The following is a 25,059-nucleotide window of genomic DNA, read 5'->3' as shown; positions in this document are numbered from 1 at the left end:
GGAGAACCCCATGCGCCTGCGAATAGTCCGGTCTTTGTTGGCCGTCGTCGCCGTCGCTGGTCTTGCCGCCTGCACGCCCGGCCCCGGGGGCGGTTCGCCCAGCAGTTCGGCGCCTGGCAGCAGCACGTCGTCCTCGCCGTCGGGCAGCCCTACCGGGCTTTTGCCCGACGAAACGGCGTCTCCCAACGGCAAACCGACTCCTTCGATCTCCCCCACGGCGCCCGGCTCTCCCGGCTCCGCAGAGGCCGAGCTTTCCATCATCGTCAAGCTCTCCGCTTCGGCAGCCCCTGAAAGCTACACGCTCGTCTGCACCGGCGGCGTCCCCTCCGCGGAAAGCCACCACCCCACCGCAGCCGCAGCATGCGCCGCCCTGAAAAAGAACCCCGCCCTTCTCACGCGCACGCCGCGCTCCAGCGACCAGGTCTGCGACCAGCGTTACGGCGGACCCCAGACGGCAATAGTCACCGGGGCCGTTGATGGCGTGGGCGTCGAGTCCTCCTACAAGCTCACGGACGGCTGCGAAATTGCCGCGTGGGCCGCCGTCGCCGACATCCTTGGTTCAAGCGGTGCCGGAGCTTAAGTACAAGCACCTCCCGCAAGAGGAATGGCTCGCGCTGGAGGCTGCCCACCACGCCCGCGTCGAACGCTATGCCAAGCCCTACTTGGCCCGGCGCTCCGCAGGCGAGAAACATCCCGTCGAAGACTTCCTCTTCACGTACTACACCCAGAAGCCCGGCCAGCTGCTGCGCTGGCACCCGGGCGACGGCGTCGTCCTCTCCGGCCCCAAAGCCGCCGAGCGGGCCGGGTGGAAGTACTACCGAGTGCTCGACGACGGCGCGCTGGCGGCCGCGGGGCTGCCCGCCGGTACCGTTGCCGTCACCTTCGATCGCAGCCGCTTCGTGGCCGACCGCACCGAAGCCATCCGCTTCGCCGGCATCATCCTTGCCGGAACCGTAGCGCGGCCCGCCCAGTTTGGTTGCTTCGGACTCCACGAGTGGGCCATGGTCTACCGCCAGGACAAGTTCGATCTTCGCCACGAACACCTCAAGCTGCGCCTCGGTTCAGAAGGCACTGACACCGTGGTGGAAGACAACCGGATCCGCTGCTCGCACTTCGACGCCTTCCGTTTCTACACGCCGGACGCCATTCCGCTCAACGAACTCACCCCGACACGGGACAACCAGCGCACCATGGAGCAACCGGGCTGCCTGCACGCCAACATGGACCTCTACAAATGGGCGTACAAACTGACGCCGGCCTTACCGAGCGAGTTGGTGATGGACTGTTTCGAACTGTCCTGGCGGATCCGGGCCATGGACATGCAGGCCTCGCCCTACGACCTTGAAGAGTGGGGATACCCGGCCATCAGGATCGAGACACCACAAGGCAAGGCCGAGTACGTTGAGTATCAGAGGGCGTTCGCTGCCGAGGCCCAAGCGCTCCGTGCGCGGGTCCTCGACCACGTGCGGCCGCTCCTGGATCTCCTGGTACAAACACCGTCTCACGAAGGACAGCGATGACTTCAAGCACAAAGTACGACGTCGAGCTCACCATCACGCTGACGGAGTCACCGGGCGCCGCGGACTACGAGTTCGTCCTGCTCGGCTCGGGCGGCGAAGTCTCCGAAGGCTCGACCCTTCCGGACCCCCGGGCGGCGCTTGCCGCCGTCGAGCAGTTCGGCGAGGAGATCTTCTTTCCCGTTCCCCGGCCGGACCGCATATGCACCCAGCAATACGGTGGTCCGCAAGTGGCCTTGGTGACCGGCCGGTTCCGCGGGCGCGAGGTCAGCAGCCGCTTCAGCCGGACGGACGGCTGCGAAATCGCCCGTTGGCGCACCATGGCCGCCCTCCTCGGCGGCGTGGCAGGATCCACGGGAAACATCTAACACCCGACCCGACGCCCGCTCACAAACAACCGTCCCGACCCCAACGCCCGCTCACAAACAAGTGCCCCCCAGCCGGACGCCCGCTCACAAACAACCGTCCCGACCCCAACGCCCGCTCACATCATCTGCAAGAGGGTTCCGCCGTTTGGCCATTAAGGTGAGCGAGCGTCCGCCAAAAGGGACATATAGGTGAGCGAGCGTCCGGGGGGACGATAAGAAAGCGGCCGGCGGGATATCCCGCCGGCCGCTGCCTCGCATGTCTCAGACCATTAATGCCGCGCTACGGCGCGTTGTTTGACTGGTCCTCCCCCGCGTTCTGCAGTTTGCCCTTGCCGTGTTCGCCTTCCTGGTCATCGTTCGGCACCACGGACACGATGCCGCTTGCCGAGACCAGGACGGACACAAACGTCGGCGCGCTGGTGCCGTCAAAAGTGAGTCGGCCGATGTAGGAACCCGGCGTCAGGTTGTTCCACGCGAAAGTGAGCTTCCCGGATTTGCCGTTCTTCATCTTGATCGGGTTGGGCGTGACCGTGGCGTTGCCTTGGTTCGCGCCCAGGATCGCGGCGTCAACGCTGGCCTTGGTGGGCCGGTTGTTAGGGCTTGCATATAGGTTCGCGATGATGGTGTACGTTCCAGGCTGGGGGTTGTCGAGCGAGAGCGACTCACTGGCACTCGGTGTCGCTGCCGTGAACAACTGGCCCGACGGCGACAGGACATACAGATCGAAATCCGCCGTGGGATCGGAGGAAATCACCGAGAACTTCGCGAACGCCGTTCCGGGCGGAACCGTGGCGGTCTTGACGAAGTTCGAGGCGTTGTTCGCAACAGCCACGGGACCCGGAACAAGTTCCGCGGCCGAGGAATCAGCCTTGGAGAGACCGTCAATGGTCACAGCAGTGGGTGAGTCGGAACCGGAAACGATGTTGATGTCCGCCGATCCGCTTGCCTCCTGGGACGTGAAGGCGACGCTCTTGGAGGCCAGCACCGACTGCGGACGGACCGCAATTGGAGAGACCACCGACTTGTTGGCACCTTCCCACTTCAGCGATCCCATCGCGAAAGTACCCAGTGCGGCCGTCTTGTTTTCGAAGGTCACCTTGAAGGTCTTCTTCTGGCCGACTTCGTTGAAGTTCAGCACGGACGGAGTGACCTTGACGTCAACGCCGGGGACATTGACTGTGGCCCGGTATTGTCCCGGAGTCAGGGCGGTGACGGTGCGGGTGACCTCGATCTTGCCCGCGAGGTTACCCAGGGCGAACGAGGGGAGGTTCATGTCGCGGGGCAGTGTCGAGCCCAGCCCCGGCTTGCCGAGATCGACGCCGGTACCCTGGATGAACTTCAGGTAGTCCTCGGTTCCGGCATCGTAGACCAGGCCCGGTTCCAGCACGCTGGCAGGGTTCATTTCTCCCGCACCGGTGGCGAAGACGTCCTGGTTCTTGCTTCCATCGGCCAGCTTGACGTCACTCGCCGTCGTCATCATGGCCGACTTGACCGTCGCAGGGGACCAATCGGGATTCTTCGCCAGGATCAAGGCTCCGAAACCTGCAATGTGCGGGGACGCCATGGAGGTACCGGACATGAATCCGTACTCATCACCTTTGCTGCCGATCGGCGAAACACCCGCGAGCACCGCAACGCCGGGAGCCGAGACGTCCGGCTTGAGGAGATCCGAATCGGTGGCGAGGAGCGGGCCGCGGGAGGAGAATCCGGCGATCTGCGGCTGGGCCTCGAGCGGAAGACCGGTGGTGTCGTGGTCAACCAGGGAAACAGTAAGTGCCGGGTTGGCCCCGACCTTGTCCTTGATGGCCTGCGAGGCGGGAGGATTCACGTGGACAGTAGGCACCGCGTGCTTGTCCGTGTCCAAGGAGGAACTGGTGAGGTTCACCAGGATCATGCCCACGCCGCCACCGCGGAGCACCTCGGCGCTCTTCGCGACGCGGTCAACCACTCCACGGTCACACACCACTACCTTGCCGGCGATTTTCGCCGGGTCCAGGGACCCAGGCGCGCAAAGTGCCGCGTTACCGGCGCCTGACGCGGCGTTTGCGGAAAGCACGACGCCGGCCCCGCTCACCTGGTGGTTCATGATGCTGGCTCCGCGGAACTTGGTGCCGTCGGAGAATTCGACCGTTCCCTGGAGTTCCTGCGAGAAGGAGGTAGCCGCAACCGTGGTCATCCAGGGTGCGCCGTGGTTGACGGTGCTGGCCTGAGGTCCCGAGTTACCCGCGGATGCCGCCACAAAGATGCCGGCCGACGCAGCAGACAGGAACGCGAGCGAGACAGGGTCGGTGGTGGTGTCCGTGGCGCCGGAAATGGAGTAATTCAGGACGTCCACGCCGTCGGCGATGGCCTGGTCAATGGCGGCGATGGCCGCGGAACTGTAGCAACCGCCCGTATTGGGGTCGGTGTCTTCCCAGCACACCTTGTAGATGGAGAGCTTGGCAGCTGGTGCCACGCCGCTCGTCTTGCCGAAGCTCCGGCCATCCACGAACGTTTCCACGCCAGGGTTGCCGGCGGCGGTGCTGGCCGTGTGCGTACCGTGGCTCACGACGTCGATGGGCGAGATTTGTTCCTGGGGTGCCCGTTGGGCTGGCGGAACCGTCTGGAGGAAGGCATCTGCGAAGTAGTGGGCGGCGAGGACTTTGGAATTGCAGGCAGTTCCGTCAAAGGCCGCTCCGGTGTCGGTGCCTTTCTGGCACTCGCCGACGAAGGTGTCTCCGTTGGCCTTCAGCATGGCGATCTTGCCGTCACCCGTGCGGTACGGGACGCCCACCTGGGGGTCCCCGACCAGCGGCTGGACGGGATCGCCGGCGAAGAACTTGCTTGTGGGCGTGTAGCCGGTGTCGATGACGCCCACCACGGTGCCTTTGCCGGCCTGGTCCTGGCCGCCGAACTGGGTATTCCAAGCACCATTCGGTCCGCTGAGGTTGAGGAAATCGGTGGTGGAGTAGTCAGGAGCAGACTGCGTGTCCGGGGCCACGAGGAGAACATCGGGATTCTTCGCGAGATTGACCGCCTGGTTCGCGGAAAGCGTGGCGCTAAAGCCGTTGATGGCTGTGGTGTAGTCGCGGTTGATGGTTACGCTCTGCTGCTTGGCCACGTCCTGCTGCTTCTGCTGCAAGTGGGCCTGGTACTGCTTCACTTCGGCCTTGCCGACATCCAGTTTCTTGCCCGCCTGCGGCTTGGTGGGCACATAGCCGGGGGTTCCGCCGTCGTAAGTGGCCGCTGGCTTCTCTGCCAGCACCACAACGTAACGGCCATCCTGGTAAGACTTGGGGTCGACATTGCGGGCAACTCCCGCGGCCGTTGAACCGAGGACCGTTGAACCGGAAGCGGGCGCTGCTTGTGCGGGTGTCAACGCCACCGAGGAGAGCAGAACCGGTAATCCGACGGCTAGCGCCGCAGCTTTTCGAAGCCCCCCGCTTCCAATGAAGCTCTTTCCTTGTGAATTCACGAGTGATTGCACCTTTCCGGGCGATCGTGGCGGTCATGTCAAGATCAATCAACAAAGGATGGGCACCGATTGACAGTTCTTGTAATCAGGTAAAGCCCAGCCGATTCATAGAGTACAGAGCGATAGTCGAATATGACATAGGACACATTTCACGTTTTTTGTCATGTCATTCGGCATCAGAATACATCCGCACGCAGCAGCGGGCACGCCCCCGTCGGAAGGGGACGTGCCCGCTGTGCGGATATTCAAATATTCAGGCGAAGAAGGACTGAAAGGCGCCTCAGGCGTGCTGGTACGTCAAGCAATCAGCCGCTTCGGCACCGGGGCCGATCCGGACATCGTGGGCCTCGCACATGAGGTTGTTGTTGTGGGTGCATTCCGAGCGCTGGCATGCACCGACATGCGCCAGGACTTTGGGGAGTCCTCCCATGAGCGTGGTGTCAATGAAGGTGGCGCAGGATGCGTGGTCCGCGGTTCCGCCAATGGTGATCCCGAAGGCAGTGCAGCCATGATGGTTGAATCCGCAGCTGCCAACGCTGCAGGCGGACACTTCGGCGACGTGTTCGGTCATTGCTCCTCCTGGTGGACGGGGAATTTCCTGGACAGTAATTCCAAGCTACTCCCGAATACTCGCCTTTAACCCGGAGGATTAGCGCATTTGCGCGTACCCTATTGCGCTCAACGTGGCGCCGGCGGGCAGGCCGCGCTAGGAATGGATCCCTCGCAACGCGTCGCTGATTTTGGCCCTCGTCGAAGCATCCGGCGGGACGGAAATGCGGTTTTCCCGGGCCGCCCGGTCCGCCATGATCCTTTGGAAAACCATCCTCCCCAGGCCGGCAAATACAGCGGCAAGGACCACGGGCAAAACCATCGACTTAGCGTTCTCGGCCATGCCGCAATCCTAGTGAGCCAAACCACCTCCGGCCAGAGCCGCCGTCGTTCGGTGGCCAGAGCCGCCGTCGTTCATCCAAAACCCCCGACGACGGCGGGGCGCCGCCGCCAATTGGCGCGTACCTTTTGCTTGGTAGCCACCTCTTCACCGATCTCCCGCAAATAGGGTATGTAGCGATTTGGCCGGTAGAATGGGCATGCAAGCTCGCGGAGCGCCCCCCTTATTCCGTAAGACCCTGCCGTTAAACACTGTTGCTGAACACTGTTTGGAGGCAGTTCCGGCGTGAGACGGCACCACTCCGCGGCAGCCTTTAACCAAGGTTTAACCAACGCTCACGCACAGGAGTTACCGGATGCCCCGGATCGTCGTCGACGTCATGCCCAAGCCCGAGATTCTGGACCCTCAGGGGAAGGCCATCGTGGGCGCACTGCCCCGCCTCGGCTTCACCAGCTTTAGCGCTGTCCGCCAAGGCAAGCGCTTCGAACTGACCGTTGACGGCGAGGTGACCGATGCCATCCTCGCCCAAGCCCGTGAGGCCGCCGAGACCCTGCTGTCCAACCCGGTGATCGAAGACGTCGTCAACGTCGAGGTCGTCGAGGCCTGACATGACTGAACTTCCTTTGATCGGCGGAGCCCCCGTGGCCGTCGAACCCCATTTGGCCGGGGCCAAAATCGGCGTCGTCACCTTCCCTGGCACCCTTGACGACCGCGACGCCGCCCGTGCGGTCCGCCTCGCAGGCGGCACCGCCGTCGCACTTTGGCATGCGGACACACAGCTGGCCGACGTGGACGCCGTGGTCATCCCGGGCGGATTCTCCTATGGCGACTACCTGCGCGCCGGCGCGATTTCCCGCTTCGCTCCGCTGATGTCCCGCATCATCGATGCCGCCAACAGCGACGCCAAGCTGCCCGTGCTGGGTATTTGCAACGGTTTCCAGATCCTGACCGAGTCGCACCTGCTCCCGGGCTCCATGATCAAGAACGACCACTTGAAGTTCTTGTGCCGCGACCAGGTGCTGCGCGTCGAGAACAACAAGACCTTGTGGACCTCGGATTACGAGGCTGGCGAGGAAATCACGGTTCCGCTGAAGAACCAGGATGGCCAGTACATCGCCGACGACAAGACCCTGGACGCCCTTGAGGCCGAAGGCCGCGTCGTGTTCCGCTACGTCGGCTGGAACCCGAACGGTTCACGCCGCGACATCGCCGGCATCAGCAACGCCGCCGGCAACGTAGTGGGCCTCATGCCTCACCCTGAGCACGCGGTGGAGCCCGGATTCGGTCCGGAGTCCAACGCCGGCACGGATGGCTTGGGCTTCTTCACTTCCGTCCTGAACAAGATCGTGGGAGGCGCACAGTGACCACCTCAGCTGAAACCGTCGGCAAGAAGTTCAACATCGACACCGTCGAGAACGCCGCGAAGACCCCGGACACCGAGCTTCCCTGGGCCGAGCTCGGACTGAAGCAGAACGAGTTCGACGAGGTCGTCAAGGTCCTGGGCCGCCGCCCCACGGGCGCCGAACTCGCCATGTACTCCGTCATGTGGAGCGAGCACTGCTCCTACAAGTCCTCGAAGAACCACCTGCGCCAGTTCGGCGAAAAGGTGACCGAGGAGATGAAGAAGGACATGCTCGTGGGCATCGGCGAAAATGCCGGCGTCACCAACCTGGGCGACGGCTGGGCCGTGACGTTCAAGATCGAGTCCCACAACTCGCCGTCCTTCGTGGAGCCCTACCAGGGTGCCGCGACCGGCATCGGCGGCATTGTCCGCGACATCATCTCGATGGGCGCCCGCCCGGTCGCCGTGATGGACCCGCTGCGATTCGGCGCCATCGACCACCCGGACACCGCCCGCGTCATGCACGGTGCCGTTGCCGGTATCGGTGGCTACGGCAACTCGCTGGGCCTGCCGAACATCGGCGGTGAAATGGTGTTCGACTCCGTGTATCAGGGCAACCCGCTGGTCAATGCGCTGGCAGTCGGCGTCATGCGCCACGAAGACATCCGCCTGGCCAACGCGTCCGGCAAGGGCAACAAGGTTGTCCTGTTCGGTGCGCGCACCGGCGGCGACGGCATTGGTGGCGCCTCGGTGCTGGCCTCGGAGTCCTTCGACGACACGAAGCCTTCCAAGCGCCCCGCCGTCCAGGTGGGCGACCCGTTCGCCGAAAAGGTGCTCATCGAGTGCTGCCTGGAGCTGTTCAAGGGTTCTCTCGTTGAGGGTATCCAGGACCTCGGCGCGGCAGGTATCTCCTGCGCCACGTCCGAGCTCGCTTCCAACGGCGACGGCGGCATGCAGGTTGAGCTGACTTCCGTGCTGCTCCGCGACCCCACCCTGACCCCGGGCGAAATCCTGATGTCCGAGTCGCAGGAACGCATGATGGCCGTTGTCACGCCGGAGAACATCACCGCGTTTGAAGCGGTCATGGACAAGTGGGCCGTGGAGTACTCCTGGCTGGGCGAAGTGACCGACACCGGCCGCCTCATCATCACGTGGGAAGGCGAAGTCATTGTCGACGTCGACCCGCGCACCGTCGCCCACGACGGTCCGGTCTACGACCGCCCGTTTGCCCGCCCCTCATGGCAGGATTCCGTCCAGGCCGATACCTTCACGGGCTCCGTGCAGGACGCCGGCCGCCCGTCCACTTCCGGGGAACTGGCTGCCGCCATCACCGAGCTCATTGCTTCGCCGAACATGTGCAGCAAGGCCTGGATCACCAAGCAGTACGACCGGTACGTCGGCGGCAACACCGCCATGGCGTTCCCGGACGACGCCGGCGTGGTCCGCGTGGACGAGGAAACCGGCTTGGGCGTGGCCCTGGCCACCGATGCCAACGGCCGCTACACCTACCTCGATCCGTACCACGGCGCACAGCTGGCACTGGCCGAGGCCTACCGGAACGTCGCCACCTCCGGCGCCGTCCCGATGGCCGTCAGCGACTGCCTGAACTTCGGTTCCCCCGAGGACCCGGACGTCATGTGGCAGCTGGCCGAGTCCATTCGTGGCCTGTCGGACGCGTGCATGGAACTGGGCGTCCCGGTCACCGGCGGCAACGTCTCGCTGTACAACCAGACCGGTACCGTGCCGATCCACCCCTCCCCCGTGGTTGCCGTGCTGGGCAAGCTCGACGACGTCGCGCGCCGCACGCCGTCGGGCTGGAAGGAAGATGGCCAGGCCATCTACCTCCTGGGCACCACGGCCGCGGAACTGGACGGTTCGGAATGGTCCAACCTGCGCGGACACCTCGGCGGCTTGCCGCCGAAGGTTGACCTGTCCATCGAGCGCCAGCTCGGCGAGATCCTCATCAACGCCTCGCGCGACGGCATGATCGACGCCGCGCACGACCTCTCCGAGGGCGGCCTTGCCGCTGCGCTGGTGGAGTCCGCACTCCGCTACGGCGTCGGCGCCCGGATTGCGCTGGACGAACTCGTGGAGCGCGACGGCGTGGATCTGTTCACCGCGTTGTTCTCCGAGTCCCAGGGCCGGGCCATCGTGTCCGTTCCGCGCTCCGAGGAAATCCGCTTCAAGGACATGTGCACGGCCCGCGGCTTCGCCCACCTCCGGATCGGCGTCGTCGACGCTGCCGGCGGCAAGCTGGAGATCAACGGCGTGGACGAGCTCTCCTTGGACGCTCTCAACGAAGCCCACGAGGCCACGCTGCCGAAGTATTTCGGCTAGCGCCTGGCAACCCCAACGCGGGGTCACTTACGGCCCAAGAATCCCCTCGGGATGGGCCGTAAGTGACCCCGCGTTGTGTTTTCAGTCTTCGCTGTGGAGGTCCCGGCGTCGGGCGCTCAGGAGCTCCAGTTCCGGGCGTGCTGCAACGAAGCGTTCGACGGCGTCGAACACCTCGACGAGATGCGCCCGGTCTGCTGCCACTGCCCCCGCGCCGATGAGTACACGGCGATGCTGGTCCAAATGCCCGGTCTCGGCGGCAGAGACTTCGAAACGCCGTTTCAACTCGGCGATCAGCGGACGCACGAGGGAACGTTTCTCCTTCAGGCTGTGCACTTCGCCGAGGAGGATGTCGAACTCAATCCACGCGATCCACATGCGCCCATCGTATCCAGTAGTCCGCGCGCCCTCCCGCTTCGGAGCCCACGGTGGCAAGATAAGGGCAGACTAAAGGAGCTCCATGGGCGCGGACGATCATACGAACAAGGCCGGCAACGCAGTATCCCGGGGTGCCGATTCGGTGGGAGACGCCGTAGACGATGCGAAGGATTCACGCACCGTCAAAGTAGTGGCACGGGCCGGGTTCGTCGCCTTAGGGCTGATACACCTCCTGATCGGGATCATCGCCTTGGGGATCGCGCTGGGCGCATCCGGCCAAGCCGACCAAAGCGGTGCGGTCGGCCAGCTGGCCGCCACGCCTGGCGGCGTCGTCCTGTTATGGGCGGGACTCGTGGCCTGCGGTGTCCTCGCGCTCTACATGGCGAGCGACGCCGTGATGGGGTGGAGCGGGGGTGGCAGCTCGAAGCCCTGGATGAATCGGCTCAAGGCAGCCGGGCAGGCGATCGTCTTCGCTGTTGCCGCGGTGACCTTCGGAAGCTTCGCGCTCAGCCGTCCGAGCAGCAGCAGCGAGAAATCCCGCTCGACCAGTGCAGACCTCATGTCCAGCACTCCGGGAACTGTCCTCTTGGTGATCATCGGAGTGGCGTTGCTGGCGGCTGCCGGCACCTACGTCTTCCTGGGGATCACACGCAGGTACGAAAAGAACCTGAGGGGAAAACCGTCGGGAGCCTTGGGAGATGCGTTCACGGTGCTTGGAGTAGTGGGCTATTGCGCAAAAGGGGTGGCGCTTGGCGCCGTCGGCTTGCTCATCCTGATTGCCACGGCGGAGCACGACCCCTCCCAACAAGGGGGCCTCGACTCCGCACTCAAGGCCTTCCTGAAACAGCCCTTTGGCGGATGGGTGCTCGGGTTCGTCAGCCTCGGACTGATGGCCTACGGCGTCTACTCCTTGTTCCGTTCCCGTTACCAGCGGCTCTGAAAGCGGGCCCAACCTTCGGGTGGTGGGCAGAAACGCCCGACGGCGGCCCCCACCAAAGGTGGGAACCGCCGTCGGGCGCTTTTTTAGCCAGGTTGTGCTACTTGGACGTGCCTTGCGACACCGAACCCTGCAACTGGCGCTGGAAGATGACGTAGACGATCAGAACCGGAACCACCGTGACGGTGACTGCTGCGAACAAGGCGCCGAAGTCCACCGCATAACCCATTTGGCCGGCGAAAGCGGCCAGTCCTTGGGACAGCACGCGCGGCCCGGCCGCGTTGATGGCCACCGGAATCAGGAACTGGTTCCACAAACCCAGGAAGTTGAAGATGGCCACGGAAGCGAGTCCCGGCTTGGCCATCGGCAGCATGACCTGGAAGAACGTCCGCCACTCGCCTGCTCCATCTAAGGCAGCCGCTTCCGTGATTTCGTGAGGGAGCGACTTGAAGAAGGAAAACAGGAAGAAGACCGTGAACGGCAGCGCGAAGCCGACGTACACCAAGGTCAAACCCGGGAGGGTGTTGAGGAGGCCGAGTCTCTTCATGACGAAGAACAAAGGCACCATGGCGAGGAAGATCGGGAACGTGAGGCCGGCCAGCATGAGGTAGTAGATCGCCTTGCTACCGAAGAAGACATAGCGCGCCAGGACGTAGGCGCACATGGCCCCGAGGACCATGACGATGACCAGGGCGCAGCCCACCACAATCACGGAGTTGAGGAAGTAGCTTCCGATGCCGGCCTCGGTCCAGGCCTTGACGTAGTTGTCGAAGCGCCACTGGGAGGGCAGGGCGAACGGCGAAGCGAAGATCTCGCTGGAGGTCTTGAAGGAGGACATGAAAGTCCACAACAAGGGCAGGATCACGATCAGCGACCAGATGGTCAGGGCAGTGTGCGAAACGGCGCCCACCACCTTGTCCCCTGGTGTCGTGGCCGGTTTGCGCGGGTTGAAGTGCAGCGACTTCATTTCCTGGCTGGCTATTTTGGTAGTCATCAGAGGGACACATCCTTGTCGCCACCAGTGAGCCTGTTGACCAGGAACACGAGGCCGGAGAAGATCAGGGTGGCTACGGCCAGCACAACGCCCATGGCGCTGGCCAGTCCGAACTGGCCCTTCGTGAAGGCGGTGAAGAAGAGCTGCTGCGACATCACCAGGGTGGAGTTGTCCGGACCACCGCCGGAGTTCAGGGCGGCCATGTAGACGAAGGCATCCAGCGCCAAAATGCCCATGTAAATGTACGCCGTCTGGATGTTGTCCCGGATCAGCGGGATGGTGATGGACACGGCAGTGCGGAAGCGCCCCGCGCCGTCAATCCGGGCGGCCTCGAACAGTTCGGCGGGGATACCTTTGATACCCGCCACGAAGAGCACCATGTAGAAGCCGATGAAGCCCCACACGATCACGAACATCGTGGCGATCATGGCGGTGTTCTTATCTCCAAGCCACGCGTAGGACTTGAATTGGTCCATGCCGAGGGAAGTGAGGATGCCGTTCAACAGACCCCCGGAAGGATCGTAGATCTGGCCCCACATGATGCCGATGGCGATCGCCGGAATCGTGTAGGGGAAGAAAGAGACAACCCGGTAGAAGCTGGAGTTGCGCAGGCCCTTGATCTGGCCCTTGCTGCTGCCGCCCACTGTCACCAAGGTTGCCAGCACCAGGCTGAGGATGATGGTGATGATGGGCAGGCAGATGACCAGCAGGATGTTGTTCCCCATGGCCTTCATGAAGATGTCATCCGTGAAGAGCTTCCGGTAATTCTCGAGTCCGATGAAGTTCTGGTCGGGTGAGAAACCGCTCCAGTCAGTCAGGGAGTAGCCGAACGCCTGGATGAAAGGCCAAATCACAAAGAGGAGGTAGATCGCCAGAGGCAGGCCCAGGAAGACCACGAAGAAACTGACCTTGTCGAACGTCAGGGGCTTGCGCCGCCTCTTGTAGACGGGTGGTGCGGTATCCGGAACGACGACGGCGGACGCGCCGCCGTCGACCCGGAGGGTTTTTGCTTTCACTGAAGTCACTTCACTTCAATCTTCTTGACCGAGCTGTCGTTACGGACCTTGTCGGTGATCTTCTGCAGGTCCGACGTCAGTGTGGCGACATCGGACTTTCCATCGAGGAACGTGTTCCACACAACCAGCTGGTCCTTGTTGGTGCCGTAAAGGTCAATGAAGTTCCAGGTGTAGATGTTGTCGCCCGCGTCGCTGAGCAGCTTCGTCTGGGAGACGAGTGCCGTGGAGCCGAAGCCATCGGAGGGAACGGTGTCCTTGACGATGGTGGGGGCCAGCTTGGTCTTGGCGAAGTTGGTCGCAGCGTCCTTGGAGAGCATGACGCGGAGCAATTCCTTGCCGCCGGGAACGTTCTTGCCCTGTGATGGAACCACGAAGGGCTCGCCCGCTGCGCTGTGCAGTGCCGCGTAGGGCAGTTTGGAGCTGGTGGTCACCGAGGGGACGGGCGCACCGGTCATCTTGAAGCCGGCCTTGGTCTGGTCCTTCATCTCGTTTTCGATCCACGAACCGGACGGGTAGAACACTGCTTCCTGGGCGTTGCTCCACTGTGCCTGTGCTGCCGTGAACTGCGTGCCCGAGCCACCTGGCTTGAAGTGGCCTGCCTTGACGATCTTTTCCAGGGCGGTGAAGACGCTCTGGAGTGCAGGGTGGGACCAGCAGTCTGCCTTCAGGTTTTCAAGGCCGAGGCGAACGTCGTGGCCACCCTCCTTGATAGCGGAGGCGATCGCCATTTCCTGGTAGTACGTGGCGGCTTCCTTGCCCCAGACGAACAGGTATTTGCCCTTGGCCTTGGCTTGCTCGCCGAGCGCGTACATCTCATCCCAGGTCTTGGGAACGGACCAGCCGTTGTCCTTGAGCAGGGCATCCGAATACCACATCGCGTAGACGGTGAGGACGTAGTTCAAGGCCGCCAGCTTGCCCTCGAAGGTACCCGGGGCGAGCACTCCGCCGTAGAGGGTGTCCTTGATGACCTTGCCTTCGAGGTTCTTGGCGTTGACCACGCTGGTGAGGTCTTCAAGCTGGGCCAGGATGGTGCTGAAGCCGATTGCCTTGGCACCCGAGTTGTCGATCAGGTCCGGCGGGTTGCCTCCGACGAATCGTGGCTGCAGTTCCTGTGCGATGTCCGTGGACGGGGAAATCTTGGCAGTGGAACCTGAATGTGCGCTTTCGAAGCCCTTGCCCGCGAAGTCGACATAGTCGATTCCGTACCCGCCCTTGAAGATCACTGCGTCAACGGTGGACTTGTCTGCCATGCCGAAGGGATTGGTGTCCGAAACGGTCCCCGTTGGACCAGTTGTTCCTCCGCCGCCACCCCCCGCGCAGGACGCCATCGAGCCGGCCAACGGCACAAGCACGGCCGCGGCAAGCGCGCCGCGGAGGAAACCGCGGCGTGCAAAAGACTGCTGCTGAACGTTCATCCTAAAACCCTCCAGAGACTCGTAGTACCTCACGCTGACGGCGCCTCGGCCGGCAGTCGATCGGTCAGGGCACCGCCGCTGCGACGCGCCCTTCGTGTGACATACTTCACCACGAGTGATTGAAAAGCAATATTTGAGGGCAGTTTCAATCAACTTTTGTCAAAATGTGATCTGACGATTCTGCCGTCCGGAGGGGTCGTTTGGGTGTTTTAGCCCCGTAAATTCAGGGATTTTGCGCACTGGGCGATAGCCTCGCGCGCCCATTGCTGCTGTTGCTCGGTTCCTACCCGCTCAGCCCATTGCTCGGCGAGCTGGAACTCCACCATCGCCTCGGTGCGGCGACCGTCGTCGTACATCGCCCAACCGAGGTTGTTGTGCAGGGAAACCATCCACCGTTTGGTGCGTGCATCCTCGACGGCGGACGCGTACTCAAGCGCGCTGCGCGTCCACGATTCCTGGTGGCCGGAGTCCGCGATAGCCAGCATATGAAGTGCATCCACAGCGAGGAAATCTTCGCCCAGGAGGTCGCCCATCTCGGCGGCCTGCTCAAAGAGCGGAACGGCCATGGCAGGGTGGCCGGCGGAGTTGAGCAGGCGGCCGCGCTCCAGGAGGATCCGCACCGCAATGGTGGGCTCCTCTTCGGCGTCGATCCCGTCCAGGAGGGCGTCCGCCTCCTCGAAGCGGCCCTGCAGGCCGATTGCCCGGCCCAATTGGGTGGCGAGCTCGGCCCGTTCAAAGGGATCGTAGGCGGGATCGGCCATGGCTTCGCGGAATCGGGCTTCCGACAACGCGGGGTCCTCAAAATTCCACAGCTCATCGAGGGTCTTTTGTTCCAGCATCTGGCTCCTCCTGATTGCTTCGAGGCGATGGAAGGTGCAGTCCACTCACAATCTAGCCGAAGCGGCAGGCGGGGTCCGCGTGTCAGTCCTTGGCGAGCCGGGCCCAGCCCAGTTGCTCCTGCTGCTTGCGGCTCAACGAGGAAACCACCAGGTCATAGGAATCCTCCACCATGTCCCGGACCATGGAGTCAGGGAGCGCGCCATCCAGGCGCACGCCGTTCCAGTGCGTCTTGTTCATGTGCCAGGCACCGGTGATTTCCGGATGGGCCGAGCGGAGTTGCACGGCCAAGGCGGGATCGCATTTGAGGCTTACTGCCAGGTTCTGGTCGTCCATGGCGGATGCGGCGAACATCTTGCCTTCCTGCTTGGATCCGCCGGATACGGCGGCCCGGACCTTGAAAACCGAGGTTTCCGGGCCGAACGGGAAGTCTTCATAGCTCCCGGGGAAGCCAAGGCAGATTTGGCGGAGTGTCGCAGCGTCCATGTAGCGAGACTAGCGGACCGATCGCCTCACGCAACGTCCAGGAAGTCCTCGAGGAGCACCACTTCCAGCCCGGCAGCCACTTGCGCCGAGCGGAAGGCCTCGAAGTCCGCCGCGAATTCGGGGCGGAAGTGCATCAAGACGATGTCGCCGGGCCGGAGGGAATTGCCGTACTGGTAGTCCATCCGCCCGGCATTGGCCTTGGCCTCCCACGTAACGATCGCCTTCAAGCCGGCGGCGGCCACGGCTTGCCGCATGGCGGTCGAATAGGCACCCCCCGGAGGCCTGAACAGTGTGGGCTTGCGGCCGTACTGCTGGAGGGCGAAATCCTGCATTCCTGCGATGTCGTCAAGCTGCCGCTGGTAACCCCATTGAGTGGTCATGTTGACGTTGTGGCTGACCGTGTGGTTTTCAACCAGGCTCCCCTGCGCCATGAATGCCTTGAAGAAGGCGGGGTTGTCGCGGACCGTGTTGCTCGTCAGGAAGAGCGTGGCCGGGTAGCCGTTCTCCGCGAGGAGCCGGACGCTTTCCGGGGACTTGACCAGTCCGTCGTCGATCGTGAGGAACACCACGGGATGTTTGGTGGGGATTTTGGTGATCACGGGAGCCAGTCCGCCTTGGATTGGCGGCAGCGTGAAGTCGGGGGTGAAGGGGTTCCGGAGCCGCCCGGGACCCGCAGGGCTTGGCGTGGGACTCATCGCGGCGCTTGCGGACGACGACGGCGAGAGGCCTACCGTGCGGGGCGCCGCCGTCGGGCTTTCCGCGGACTGGTTTCCCGGGACCGCGCAAGCCCCCAGCCCGGCCACGAGGGAAGCCCCGAGGAAACCGAGCGCTGTGCGTCGGCTGGCGGTGGAGGGATGGTGGTCACACATGGGGATTCCCTGGTCTCGAAAGGGTGATTGCCTCCAAAACATACCAGCGGCCGGTTAACAGAAAACGACGGCTAGATGCCGCTCCGCCAGCCCATCTGGGCCGGGCAAGCGTTCATGACGACGTCCAGGCCCGCAGCTTTGGCCCGCTCCGCTGCGTCCTCGTCAATGACTCCGAGCTGGAGCCACACAGCTTTCGCTCCCACGGCAATCGCTTCGTCCACGACCGCGCCGACGCGCGAGGAGTTCACAAAGCAATCGACGACGTCGATGGGCTGTTTCTCGAGGGGCACGTCCGCAAGGAATTTGTACCCGGTTTCGCCGTGGACGTCTTCGCCCTTTTGGTTGATCGGGATGATCTCCATGCCCATGGTGTCGCGAATATAGAGGGCTACTTCGAACGCGGAGCGCCATTCATTCGTGCTGAGTCCCACGATGGCCCAGCGGCCCTTTGTTCGCATCAGCCGGTCTATGACTGCCGGATCGTTGACATGTGTCATAGCTTCAGCCTACTAGCGGGACAGCAGTCCAAGGAGCCAACGCAGCGAGGGCCCGGCAGGCTTCAGGGACACGTCGTCCTGGGTGTTCTCGACTGCTTGCTGCACTCCGTTTTGGAGGTCCTTCGCCGTGGGGGCTGATGGGATGGCAGTTTTGGGCTGCGGAAGGATTCCCTGAGAATCGTTCTTAGGCTCGGTGTGGGCTGCCTTCGGGGCTTGCTCCTGCGTTGGCTGGCTTGCCGGAGCCCGACCGGCCGCCGGTGCTTCCGGCGCGTGCGCCGCCTCGCCAGTACCAGCTGGAGCAGTGACCACGGGATCCGCCGAGGGGCCCGCCACCGGGGGCGCCGGCGGCAGGTCAACGGGCGCCGGGTGCGTCGTAACCTTCGGGGAGTCCTGGGCGGGGGCCGGAGGTACCAGCGACGGCGGAGCTGTGGTCCAAGCGGGCGCCCAGCCGGAGATCAGCGTCTGCATGAATTCCGGCGTTCCCTTGCTGAATCCGCCGCTCGCGGCCGCAACGCCACCAACACCCAGGCCCATGGCGGTCAGGACCGCAGCACCAATAACGGCGGGGCGATGCTTGCGCAACTGACGCCGCTTGCCGAGCTCGTCGAGGGGAAGAGTCTCGCCCACAGCCGAGCCAGCCAACATCGCCGCGAGCGCGGGCCCGGGGACAGGCGCCGGCATGGAGGCAAACGATTCCAGTGCCTTCAACGAATCCGTGACTTCAGGGGCGTCCGTGAGGCCAGCCTCAAGCATGAGCTCGAGGATGACCGCGTCGCGGTCAATGTCCTTGCAATCCCAACGCATCATGGTGCCACGTATTCCTTTACTACCGAGTGCTCGCGGAGTGAATTCAACGCCCGGCGCTGCAGTTGTTTGACTGCGCCTTGGCTTTTCCCCATGATTTCGGCTGCTTGGTCAACGGTCAGACCGGCAACAATACGAAGGGTCAGGACTTCCCGCTGATCTTCCCCAAGGAGGTCCAGCAGCGCCATGACTTCCCCGGGCGCCACGCGGTTCATCGCTTCGGCTTCTGCCGAACTCGACTGGCGCGTGTCACGTTCAGGTTCAAACTCGTGATGCTCAGGTGCCCTGCTTTGACGGCGGTGGTCATCCACCATCCGCGCATGGGCCACCGAGAACACGAACGTCCGCAGACCGCTGACGCCGCCCGTGATCGTCTCGACGCGAGGCAGGACGGCAAGAAAAACGTCTTGTGTGACAGCTTCGGGATCCGAGACACCTTTCGCCGTCAGGTAACCGAGCACCTGGCCCGCAAAGGCCTGGTAGACGGCGCTGAACAGTTCAGCTTCGCGGCCGCGAAGGGCCAGCAATGCTGCATCGGTCAAGGCGTCGGTCACTGAAGCGTGGCTTTCGTTGGGGAGCGAATGTCCGGATCCATGCGAGATCCTCGGTGCCGCCCAAACGCGGCAGGGCCGGGCAACCTCACCTAGCTTAACCGCTGCTCCCGCTATGCCCAAGGACCAGCCTTCGGTTCCGGGGACCTGCCTCTCCCGGACTTTTTGCACATCCACGAAACCCCTTCAGACATGAAAAGGGCCGAGCTGAAACATGATGGGGGACAAATTTCAGCTCGGCCTTTCAAAGAGGTAATCGTCGGGGCACCCCAAAGGGTTACGCGGATTCCAAAAGTTTTTTCCGACGGCGTTTTGTGTGCCTTTTGGCGCGGAACGCACGACGGCGGGCCACCCCTGAAAGGGCGACCCGCCGACGTCGTGATTTAGCTTTGGTGACTAGTCCTCGATGAGGTCGTGCACCACGATCGTCTGGTCCCGGTCCGGGCCGACGCCGATCGCGGAGAAGCGCGTGCCGGAGAGCTTCTCGAGGGCCAGCACGTACCGGCGGGCGTTCTCGGGGAGGTCTTCGAGCGTCTTGGCGCCGGTGATGTCCTCGGTCCAGCCGTCGAAGTACTCGAAGATCGGCACTGCGTGGTGGAATTCGGTCTGGGTCATGGGCATTTCGTCGTGGCGGACGCCGTCGACGTCGTAGGCCACGCAGACCGGGATCTGCTCGATGCCGGTCAGGACGTCCAGCTTGGTGACGAAGTAGTCCGTGAAGCCGTTGACGCGGGATGCGTGGCGGGCCAGGACGGCGTCGTACCAACCGCAGCGGCGTGGGCGGCCGGTGTTCACGCCGAACTCGCCGCCGGTCTTCTGCAGGTACATGCCCATCTCGTCGAAGAGTTCCGTGGGGAACGGGCCGGCGCCGACACGGGTGGTGTAGGCCTTGATGATGCCGATGGAGCGGGAGATGCGGGTGGGTCCGATGCCCGAGCCAACGGACGCGCCGCCGGCGGTCGGGTTGGACGACGTCACGAACGGGTAGGTGCCGTGGTCGACGTCCAGGAACGTGGCCTGGCCGCCCTCCATGAGGACCACCTTGCCCTCATCCAGTGCGTTGTTGAGGACCAGCGTGCTGTCAATGACCAGCGGCCGCAGGCGCTCGGCGTAGGACAGGAAGTAATCCACGATCTCGTCCACCACCACATTGCGGCGGTTGTAGACCTTGACCAGGAGCTCGTTCTTTTGGCGCAGCGAGCCTTCCACTTTCTGGCGGAGGATCGATTCGTCGAAGACATCCTGCACGCGGATACCCAGGCGGGCCACCTTGTCCATGTAGGCCGGGCCAATGCCCCGGCCTGTGGTGCCGATGGCGCGGCTGCCGAGGAAGCGCTCCGTGACCTTGTCCAACACCTGGTGGTACGGCGCCACGAGGTGGGCATTCGCGGAGACACGCAATCGGGAGGTGTCGGCGCCGCGGGCTTCCAGGCCATCGATCTCCTGGAACAGCGCTTCAAGGTTCACCACGCAGCCGTTGCCGATGATCGGAATCGCGTTGGGGCTCAGAATGCCGGCAGGAAGGAGCTTGAGCTCATACTTCTCACCGCCCACCACAACGGTGTGCCCGGCGTTGTTGCCGCCGTTGGGCTTGACCACGTAGTCAACGCGGCCACCGAGCAGGTCGGTTGCTTTGCCTTTGCCTTCGTCGCCCCATTGGGCTCCGACGATCACGATAGCTGGCATGGGATCCTCCCCCATTCTTTCGGGCCGGTCCTGGCGGGATCACCAAGGCTCAGCGCCGTACATGAGAACGCCCCGAATCTTTCGGTCCTGCCCGCAGACTTTCGCAAAAGTTCATCGGCGGGATCAGCAAGAGTTCCGGGGCTCTTACCAGCCAAGTTTAGCCGATGCGGCTCTTGGACCTGTTGTCACACGGTCGGAAGGCGACATGAAAACAGGGAGGGCACCCTCCAAGTTCCCCGTGAGCAGAATGTGAACTCTTCCCAAACAGTCCGCTTCGAGCCTCCAAAACGGCCCTCGGGCCCCAGGCGAGCGGCTACATTCTTTGTGAATCCTCACCCCCAGCGGGCACTTCCGTGAATCTGAAGGGAAATCGATGAATTTTCGCAACAAGCGGCTCTTGTCCACGGCAGGAGTGAGCGCACTCGCAGCATCCACGATCGCTGCCGGCCTGATCGGGTTCGGCATGACGCCGGCCTCGGCCAATAACGACCACAAGGACACCGCGACGCCTATCAAGCACGTCGTCGTAATTTTCGGCGAGAACGTCTCCTTCGACCACTACTTCGCGACGTATCCGCAGGCAGCCAACACGGCAGGCGAAACCCAGCAAGGAAGCGGCGCAGCGGCTCCCGCGTTCACGGCGGCCAAGAACACGCCGAAAAACATCGCCACCCTCGCCAACGACAAGCTCTTGGCACCTAACAATCCCAACTCGGTCCAGCCCCAGCGGCTGACTCCGGGCCAGGCAATCACGTGCGACCAGGACCACGAATACACCGCGGAGCAGAAGGCCTACAACGGTGGCTTGATGAACAAGTTCGTCGAGAACACGAGCATGGACACCTGTTCGGGTGGCCAGTTCGGGCGTCCCGGGCTCACCATGGACTACTACGACGGCAACACCGTCACCGGGATCTGGAACTACGCCCAGAACTTCGCCATGAGCGACTCACACTTCAGCACCGTTTTCGGCCCGTCCAGCCCCGGCGCGCTCAACCTCGTGTCCGGCCAGACCCACGGCGTCACCGAATTCACCGCCGCCGGACAGCCCGTCAAGCCGGCAAGCAGCGACTACACGGTCAAGTTCCCTGACGCGAACGGCGTCGGCACCATGACGGAAGACCCGGATCCGGTCTACGACGACTGCTCCAACAAGAGCCACGCAAGCAAGAACAACCTCGCCGGCATGCAGGGCAAGAACATCGGCGACCTGCTCAACGACAAGGGCGTCAGCTGGGGCTGGTTCCAGGGCGGCTTCGCCCCGACGACGCCGGCCACGGACACCACCCCGGCAGCCTGCATGACCACCCACACCAACATCGCGGGTGCCGCGGTGACTGACTACAACCCGCACCACCAGCCGTTCCAGTACTACAAGTCAACGTCGAACCCCCACCACCTTGCTCCGGCCAGCGTGGACGAAATCGGACACAACGGCCAGGCCAACCACCAGTACGACACCACGGACTTCGCGAAGGTGGTCAACTCGGACAACATGCCTGCAGTCTCCTTCCTGAAGGCGGGTAACTACCAGGACGGCCACGCCGGCTACTCCGATCCCCTGGACGAGCAGAAGTTCATCACGCAGCAGGTGAACGCCATCCAGAACTCGAAGAACTGGGAAAACACCGCAATCGTCCTCGCCTACGATGACTCCGATGGCTGGTACGACCACGTCGCGGCTGGCGTGAAGAACTCCTCCAACACCACTGACGACGCCGCATGGTGCCTCAACGCGTACAACAAGGGTGTCCCGATGGCCGGAGGCTATGCGGACCGTTGCGGCCCCGGCCCCCGGCAGCCGCTCGTGGTGATCTCGCCCTTCGCGAAGAAGAACTTCGTGGACCACACCCAGACGGACCAGTCATCCATCCTTCGCTTCATCGAGGACAACTGGCACACCGGCCAGATCGGCGACTCCTCGGCGGACGCCAAGGCCGGCTCCATCAACGCCATGTTCAACTTTGACAACGCGCGGGACGTGAAGCTTATCCTCAACGAATCGAACGGCACCGTGGTCTCCCGGACCAAGGAAAGCGACGACCAGAACGAGAACAAGCAGTAGCAAGGTACTTCCGAAACGGCACCGTCCCGAATGCATCGGGATGGTGCCGTTTCCGTTAACGTACGGCCTAGCGCACGGCCCGGTCCATGCCCGGAAGCCGGCTCCCGCCGTCGAGAGTCCCACCACAGAAGTCCCGATTCACCCCACAGCTCACCGCCGTTCCGGTAGAGTTAACCAGCCCCCAACACTGCACCCAATCTGACCGGTCGCGGCAAACCGCTCCCGGCCGGATAAGTGCGCCTCGCTACACGTAGGAGACCCAAGCCCATATGCAAGACCTGGCGACTGAAACACGCGAAGAGCAGCTCTGGAACCGACGTTTCGAACCCCACATCGCCGAGGTCACGGGGCTTTGCGATTCCCTCAAAGAACAGAAGCCGGGCAGCGAAGTCCTCTACGTGGACCCCGTCCACAGCGTTGACGAGTGCCGCATCATCAGCCTTTTCTCCAACACCCGCACCACGGAGGGCTCGGGCTTCATCGTCCCGGGTGACGCGGATGCCACCACCCGCATGGTGGGCATGCAGTGGCAGTTGGGCCTTCGTCCCGAACTCATGATGCCGTGGAACGTCTACCCGTGGATCGAGCCCGACGGCGAACCGGGCAAGCTGACTCCTGCCAACATCACCGAAGGCCTCAAACCGCTCCTGCGCCTGCTGGCGATCGTGCCGCGCACGTCCGTGCTGGTAGCCCACGGCAATGAAGCCCATCGATTGGCAGACCAGCTGATGAAGGCTGCTCCGCAGAGCATCCACCGCCGCGGGTTCAAGACATTCAAGGTCCGCTCGCTCGGTGGGCGTTCCTTCGCCGGCTCCCCCACGCGCCAGCAGGAGTACCTGGACCTCATTCATGGCGCCTACGCCGAGGCCATGGCCCGGACCGGCCTCACCCCGGTCTCATAGGACCCGCCCGACCCAACTGACTCGCATTTGTTGTCGTTATGACGCCTCATAACGACATTAACTGCGAGTTAGTTGGGTGGGGAAAGCGCGACGGCGGCCGCCCACCTGAGTGGGAGGCCGCCGTCGGCGTTTAATTCACTTGTCCTAGCCTTCGATCGCTGCCTTCGCGGCGGGATCGGAGTCGTTCAGGAATTTCTCGATCCGCTCCGGTTCCTCAGCCTCGCCGATGGCAGCCGACGCCCGGCCGAGGGAGTACAGGGCGCGCAGGAATCCCCTGTTGGGCTCGTGCTCCCACGGGATGGGCCCGACGCCGCGCCAACCGTTGCGCCGCAGCGAATCCAGTCCGCGGTGGTAACCCACGCGGGAATACGCATAGGAATCGATGGTCCGGCCGTCAGCCCAGGCTTCTTCGGCCAGGATCGCCCACAGCAACGAAGACGTGGGGTACTTGGCCACGAGGTCCAGGGCCTCCTGCCCCAAGGCAAGGTGCTGGTACACCTCGGTCTCGGCAGGGAGAAGCGTCGGCTCCGGGCCCATCAGGTTCTTGCGGAATTCGTCGGACATTAGAAGGTCTTGCCTACCGAACCGAGCTGCTTTGCGGCTTCCACGATGCGGGCAGCCATGCCGGCTTCGGCGGAGGCTCCCCAGACGCGGGGGTCATAGGTCTTCTTGTTGCCCATTTCGCCGTCGACCTTCAGGACGCCGTCGTAGTTCGAGAACATGTGTCCGGCAACCGGGCGGGTGAACGCGTACTGGGTGTCGGTGTCGATGTTCATCTTGATGACGCCGTAGGAAACAGCGTCAGCGATTTCCTGCTCGGTGGAGCCGGAGCCGCCGTGGAAGACGAGGTCGAACGGGTTGGTCTTGCCGATCTTGGCACCGACCTCGGCCTGGATCTGCTTGAGCAGTTCGGGGCGGAGCTTGACGTTGCCCGGCTTGTACACGCCGTGCACGTTGCCGAAGGTCAGGGCGGTCAGGTAGCGGCCGTTCTCGCCGGCGCCGAGTGCCTCGATGGTGGCGAGGGCGTCTTCGGTGGTGGTGTAGAGCTTCTCGTTGATCTCGTTCTCGACGCCGTCTTCCTCGCCGCCGACCGTGCCGATTTCAACCTCGAGGATGATCTTGGCCGCAGCTGCGCGTTCCAGGAGTTCGCGGCCGATCCGCAGGTTCTCGGACAGGGTCTCGTGCGAACCGTCCCACATGTGCGAGTTGAAGATCGGGTCCTTGCCGGCCTTGACGGCTTCCTCGGAAGCGGCCAGCAGCGGCAGGACGAAATCAGCCAGCTTGTCCTGCGGGCAGTGGTCCGTGTGGAGGGCGATGTTCACGTTGTAGTTCTTGGCGACTTCGCGGGCGAAAGCCGCGAAACCCAAGGAGCCGGCAACCATGTCCTTGACGGAGGCGCCGGACCAGTAGGCAGCACCACCGGTGGAGACCTGGATGATGCCGTCCGATTCGGCCTCGGCAAAGCCGCGGATGGCGGCGTTCAGGGTCTGCGACGAGGTCACGTTCACTGCCGGGAACGCGTATCCACCGGCCTTCGCGCGGTCGATCATCTCGGAGTAAATCTCTGGGGTTGCGATGGGCATGCTGACTCCTATGCTGATTTTCGTCTGTGGGTTTTGTTGACCCTGGAGTAGACCTATACGGCTAGGCACCATCCTAGCGACTGAAGAATCCGACACCGTGTTTCCGGTCACGGAGACGGGTAACACTTGCGGACC

Annotated in this window: 25 protein-coding genes; 9 read left to right on the top strand and 16 right to left on the bottom strand. The window is 63.4% G+C overall.

The window, feature by feature from the left end:
• Positions 1-10 precede the first annotated feature (10 nt).
• Genes QRN51_RS03505 through QRN51_RS03495 form a run of 3 tightly spaced genes read left to right on the top strand, consistent with a single transcriptional unit; the run spans position 11 to position 1,885 of the window.
• A complete protein-coding gene (locus QRN51_RS03505) occupies positions 11-580 on the top strand; it encodes an SSI family serine proteinase inhibitor (protein WP_284988643.1) in 570 nt (189 codons plus the stop codon).
• Positions 477-1,520, top strand: coding sequence for a 3-methyladenine DNA glycosylase (locus QRN51_RS03500; RefSeq protein WP_502870846.1), 1,044 nt, complete (start codon positions 477-479; stop codon positions 1,518-1,520). Before QRN51_RS03505 ends, QRN51_RS03500 begins: the two co-directional genes overlap by 104 nt.
• Complete coding sequence (locus QRN51_RS03495; RefSeq protein ID WP_284988641.1) at positions 1,517-1,885, top strand: serine protease inhibitor; 369 nt, start codon at positions 1,517-1,519, stop codon at positions 1,883-1,885. Before QRN51_RS03500 ends, QRN51_RS03495 begins: the two co-directional genes overlap by 4 nt.
• Before the next feature lie 280 nt (positions 1,886-2,165).
• Here QRN51_RS03495 and QRN51_RS03490 read toward each other — a convergent pair whose 3' ends face one another.
• From QRN51_RS03490 to QRN51_RS03480, 3 genes are all read right to left on the bottom strand, one after another.
• Positions 2,166-5,339 (bottom strand): S8 family serine peptidase, encoded by a 3,174-nt coding sequence (locus QRN51_RS03490; RefSeq protein WP_284988640.1) that lies wholly within the window; start codon positions 5,337-5,339, stop codon positions 2,166-2,168.
• A 280-nt stretch (positions 5,340-5,619) separates the two neighbouring features.
• The gene (locus QRN51_RS03485; RefSeq protein WP_059388517.1) at positions 5,620-5,910 is read right to left on the bottom strand and encodes a DUF1540 domain-containing protein; all 291 of its coding nucleotides are present in this window, start codon (positions 5,908-5,910) and stop codon (positions 5,620-5,622) included.
• A 135-nt stretch (positions 5,911-6,045) separates the two neighbouring features.
• Positions 6,046-6,231 carry a hypothetical protein gene (locus QRN51_RS03480; protein ID WP_059388516.1) on the bottom strand — a complete coding sequence of 62 codons (186 nt, stop codon included), beginning with the start codon at positions 6,229-6,231 and terminating at the stop codon, positions 6,046-6,048.
• A gap of 352 nt (positions 6,232-6,583) precedes the next feature.
• Here QRN51_RS03480 and purS point away from each other — a divergent pair, with 352 nt between their 5' ends.
• Genes purS through purL form a run of 3 tightly spaced genes read left to right on the top strand, consistent with a single transcriptional unit; the run spans position 6,584 to position 9,907 of the window.
• Positions 6,584-6,835, top strand: a complete 252-nt coding sequence (purS, locus tag QRN51_RS03475) for a phosphoribosylformylglycinamidine synthase subunit PurS (RefSeq protein WP_028265707.1) — start codon at positions 6,584-6,586, stop codon at positions 6,833-6,835.
• A 1-nt stretch (position 6,836) separates the two neighbouring features.
• On the top strand, positions 6,837-7,592 hold the full coding sequence (gene purQ, locus QRN51_RS03470) for a phosphoribosylformylglycinamidine synthase subunit PurQ (protein WP_284988639.1): 756 nt from the start codon (positions 6,837-6,839) through the stop codon (positions 7,590-7,592).
• Positions 7,589-9,907, top strand: coding sequence for a phosphoribosylformylglycinamidine synthase subunit PurL (gene purL / locus QRN51_RS03465; protein WP_284988638.1), 2,319 nt, complete (start codon positions 7,589-7,591; stop codon positions 9,905-9,907). Before purQ ends, purL begins: the two co-directional genes overlap by 4 nt.
• Before the next feature lie 81 nt (positions 9,908-9,988).
• On the opposite strand, the gene QRN51_RS03460 is transcribed toward purL, so the two are convergent.
• Complete coding sequence (locus QRN51_RS03460; protein WP_284988637.1) at positions 9,989-10,282, bottom strand: DUF503 domain-containing protein; 294 nt, start codon at positions 10,280-10,282, stop codon at positions 9,989-9,991.
• Between the two features lie 82 nt (positions 10,283-10,364).
• On the opposite strand from QRN51_RS03460, the gene QRN51_RS03455 reads away from it, so the two are divergent.
• On the top strand, positions 10,365-11,222 hold the full coding sequence (locus tag QRN51_RS03455; protein WP_284988636.1) for a DUF1206 domain-containing protein: 858 nt from the start codon (positions 10,365-10,367) through the stop codon (positions 11,220-11,222).
• A gap of 97 nt (positions 11,223-11,319) precedes the next feature.
• Here QRN51_RS03455 and QRN51_RS03450 read toward each other — a convergent pair whose 3' ends face one another.
• The 10 genes from QRN51_RS03450 to QRN51_RS03405 all read right to left on the bottom strand — a co-directional run bounded on the left by QRN51_RS03450 (position 11,320) and on the right by QRN51_RS03405 (position 20,374).
• Positions 11,320-12,213, bottom strand: coding sequence for a carbohydrate ABC transporter permease (locus QRN51_RS03450; protein ID WP_059388511.1), 894 nt, complete (start codon positions 12,211-12,213; stop codon positions 11,320-11,322).
• Complete coding sequence (locus QRN51_RS03445; protein WP_172465567.1) at positions 12,213-13,238, bottom strand: carbohydrate ABC transporter permease; 1,026 nt, start codon at positions 13,236-13,238, stop codon at positions 12,213-12,215. Before QRN51_RS03445 ends, QRN51_RS03450 begins: the two co-directional genes overlap by 1 nt.
• On the bottom strand, positions 13,235-14,644 hold the full coding sequence (gene ngcE, locus QRN51_RS03440) for an N-acetylglucosamine/diacetylchitobiose ABC transporter substrate-binding protein (protein WP_284988635.1): 1,410 nt from the start codon (positions 14,642-14,644) through the stop codon (positions 13,235-13,237). Before ngcE ends, QRN51_RS03445 begins: the two co-directional genes overlap by 4 nt.
• A gap of 209 nt (positions 14,645-14,853) precedes the next feature.
• Positions 14,854-15,483, bottom strand: coding sequence for a hypothetical protein (locus QRN51_RS03435; RefSeq protein ID WP_284988634.1), 630 nt, complete (start codon positions 15,481-15,483; stop codon positions 14,854-14,856).
• Positions 15,484-15,565: 82 nt separating this feature from the next.
• Positions 15,566-15,967 carry an MmcQ/YjbR family DNA-binding protein gene (locus tag QRN51_RS03430; RefSeq protein WP_284988633.1) on the bottom strand — a complete coding sequence of 134 codons (402 nt, stop codon included), beginning with the start codon at positions 15,965-15,967 and terminating at the stop codon, positions 15,566-15,568.
• 26 nt (positions 15,968-15,993) lie between these two features.
• Positions 15,994-16,836, bottom strand: coding sequence for a polysaccharide deacetylase family protein (locus QRN51_RS03425; RefSeq protein ID WP_284988632.1), 843 nt, complete (start codon positions 16,834-16,836; stop codon positions 15,994-15,996).
• Positions 16,837-16,907: 71 nt separating this feature from the next.
• Complete coding sequence (locus tag QRN51_RS03420; protein ID WP_284988631.1) at positions 16,908-17,333, bottom strand: CoA-binding protein; 426 nt, start codon at positions 17,331-17,333, stop codon at positions 16,908-16,910.
• Positions 17,334-17,345: 12 nt separating this feature from the next.
• Positions 17,346-18,140 (bottom strand): NADH-quinone oxidoreductase subunit E, encoded by a 795-nt coding sequence (locus QRN51_RS03415; protein ID WP_284988630.1) that lies wholly within the window; start codon positions 18,138-18,140, stop codon positions 17,346-17,348.
• Positions 18,137-18,691, bottom strand: a complete 555-nt coding sequence (locus tag QRN51_RS03410; RefSeq protein ID WP_284988629.1) for an RNA polymerase sigma factor — start codon at positions 18,689-18,691, stop codon at positions 18,137-18,139. The genes QRN51_RS03415 and QRN51_RS03410 overlap by 4 nt, the downstream gene beginning before the upstream one ends.
• 393 nt (positions 18,692-19,084) lie before the next feature.
• Positions 19,085-20,374: an adenylosuccinate synthase gene (locus QRN51_RS03405; protein WP_284988628.1), complete on the bottom strand. Its 1,290-nt coding sequence runs from the start codon at positions 20,372-20,374 to the stop codon at positions 19,085-19,087.
• 373 nt (positions 20,375-20,747) lie between these two features.
• Here QRN51_RS03405 and QRN51_RS03400 point away from each other — a divergent pair, with 373 nt between their 5' ends.
• Together QRN51_RS03400 and QRN51_RS03395 are read left to right on the top strand one after the other, a co-directional pair.
• Positions 20,748-22,439, top strand: coding sequence for a phospholipase C (locus QRN51_RS03400; RefSeq protein ID WP_284988627.1), 1,692 nt, complete (start codon positions 20,748-20,750; stop codon positions 22,437-22,439).
• Between the two features lie 269 nt (positions 22,440-22,708).
• The gene (locus QRN51_RS03395; RefSeq protein ID WP_059388504.1) at positions 22,709-23,341 is read left to right on the top strand and encodes a uracil-DNA glycosylase family protein; all 633 of its coding nucleotides are present in this window, start codon (positions 22,709-22,711) and stop codon (positions 23,339-23,341) included.
• A gap of 144 nt (positions 23,342-23,485) precedes the next feature.
• On the opposite strand, the gene QRN51_RS03390 is transcribed toward QRN51_RS03395, so the two are convergent.
• Positions 23,486-23,905 carry a DUF3151 domain-containing protein gene (locus QRN51_RS03390; RefSeq protein WP_059388503.1) on the bottom strand — a complete coding sequence of 140 codons (420 nt, stop codon included), beginning with the start codon at positions 23,903-23,905 and terminating at the stop codon, positions 23,486-23,488.
• Complete coding sequence (gene fbaA / locus QRN51_RS03385) at positions 23,905-24,996, bottom strand: class II fructose-bisphosphate aldolase (RefSeq protein WP_268819367.1); 1,092 nt, start codon at positions 24,994-24,996, stop codon at positions 23,905-23,907. The genes QRN51_RS03390 and fbaA overlap by 1 nt, the downstream gene beginning before the upstream one ends.
• Positions 24,997-25,059 lie beyond the last annotated feature (63 nt).

The organism is Arthrobacter sp. efr-133-TYG-120 (assembly GCF_030209785.1).
In the GTDB taxonomy this organism is placed as follows: Bacteria; Actinomycetota; Actinomycetes; order Actinomycetales; family Micrococcaceae; genus Arthrobacter.
This window is presented reverse-complemented; position numbering and strand designations above follow the sequence as displayed.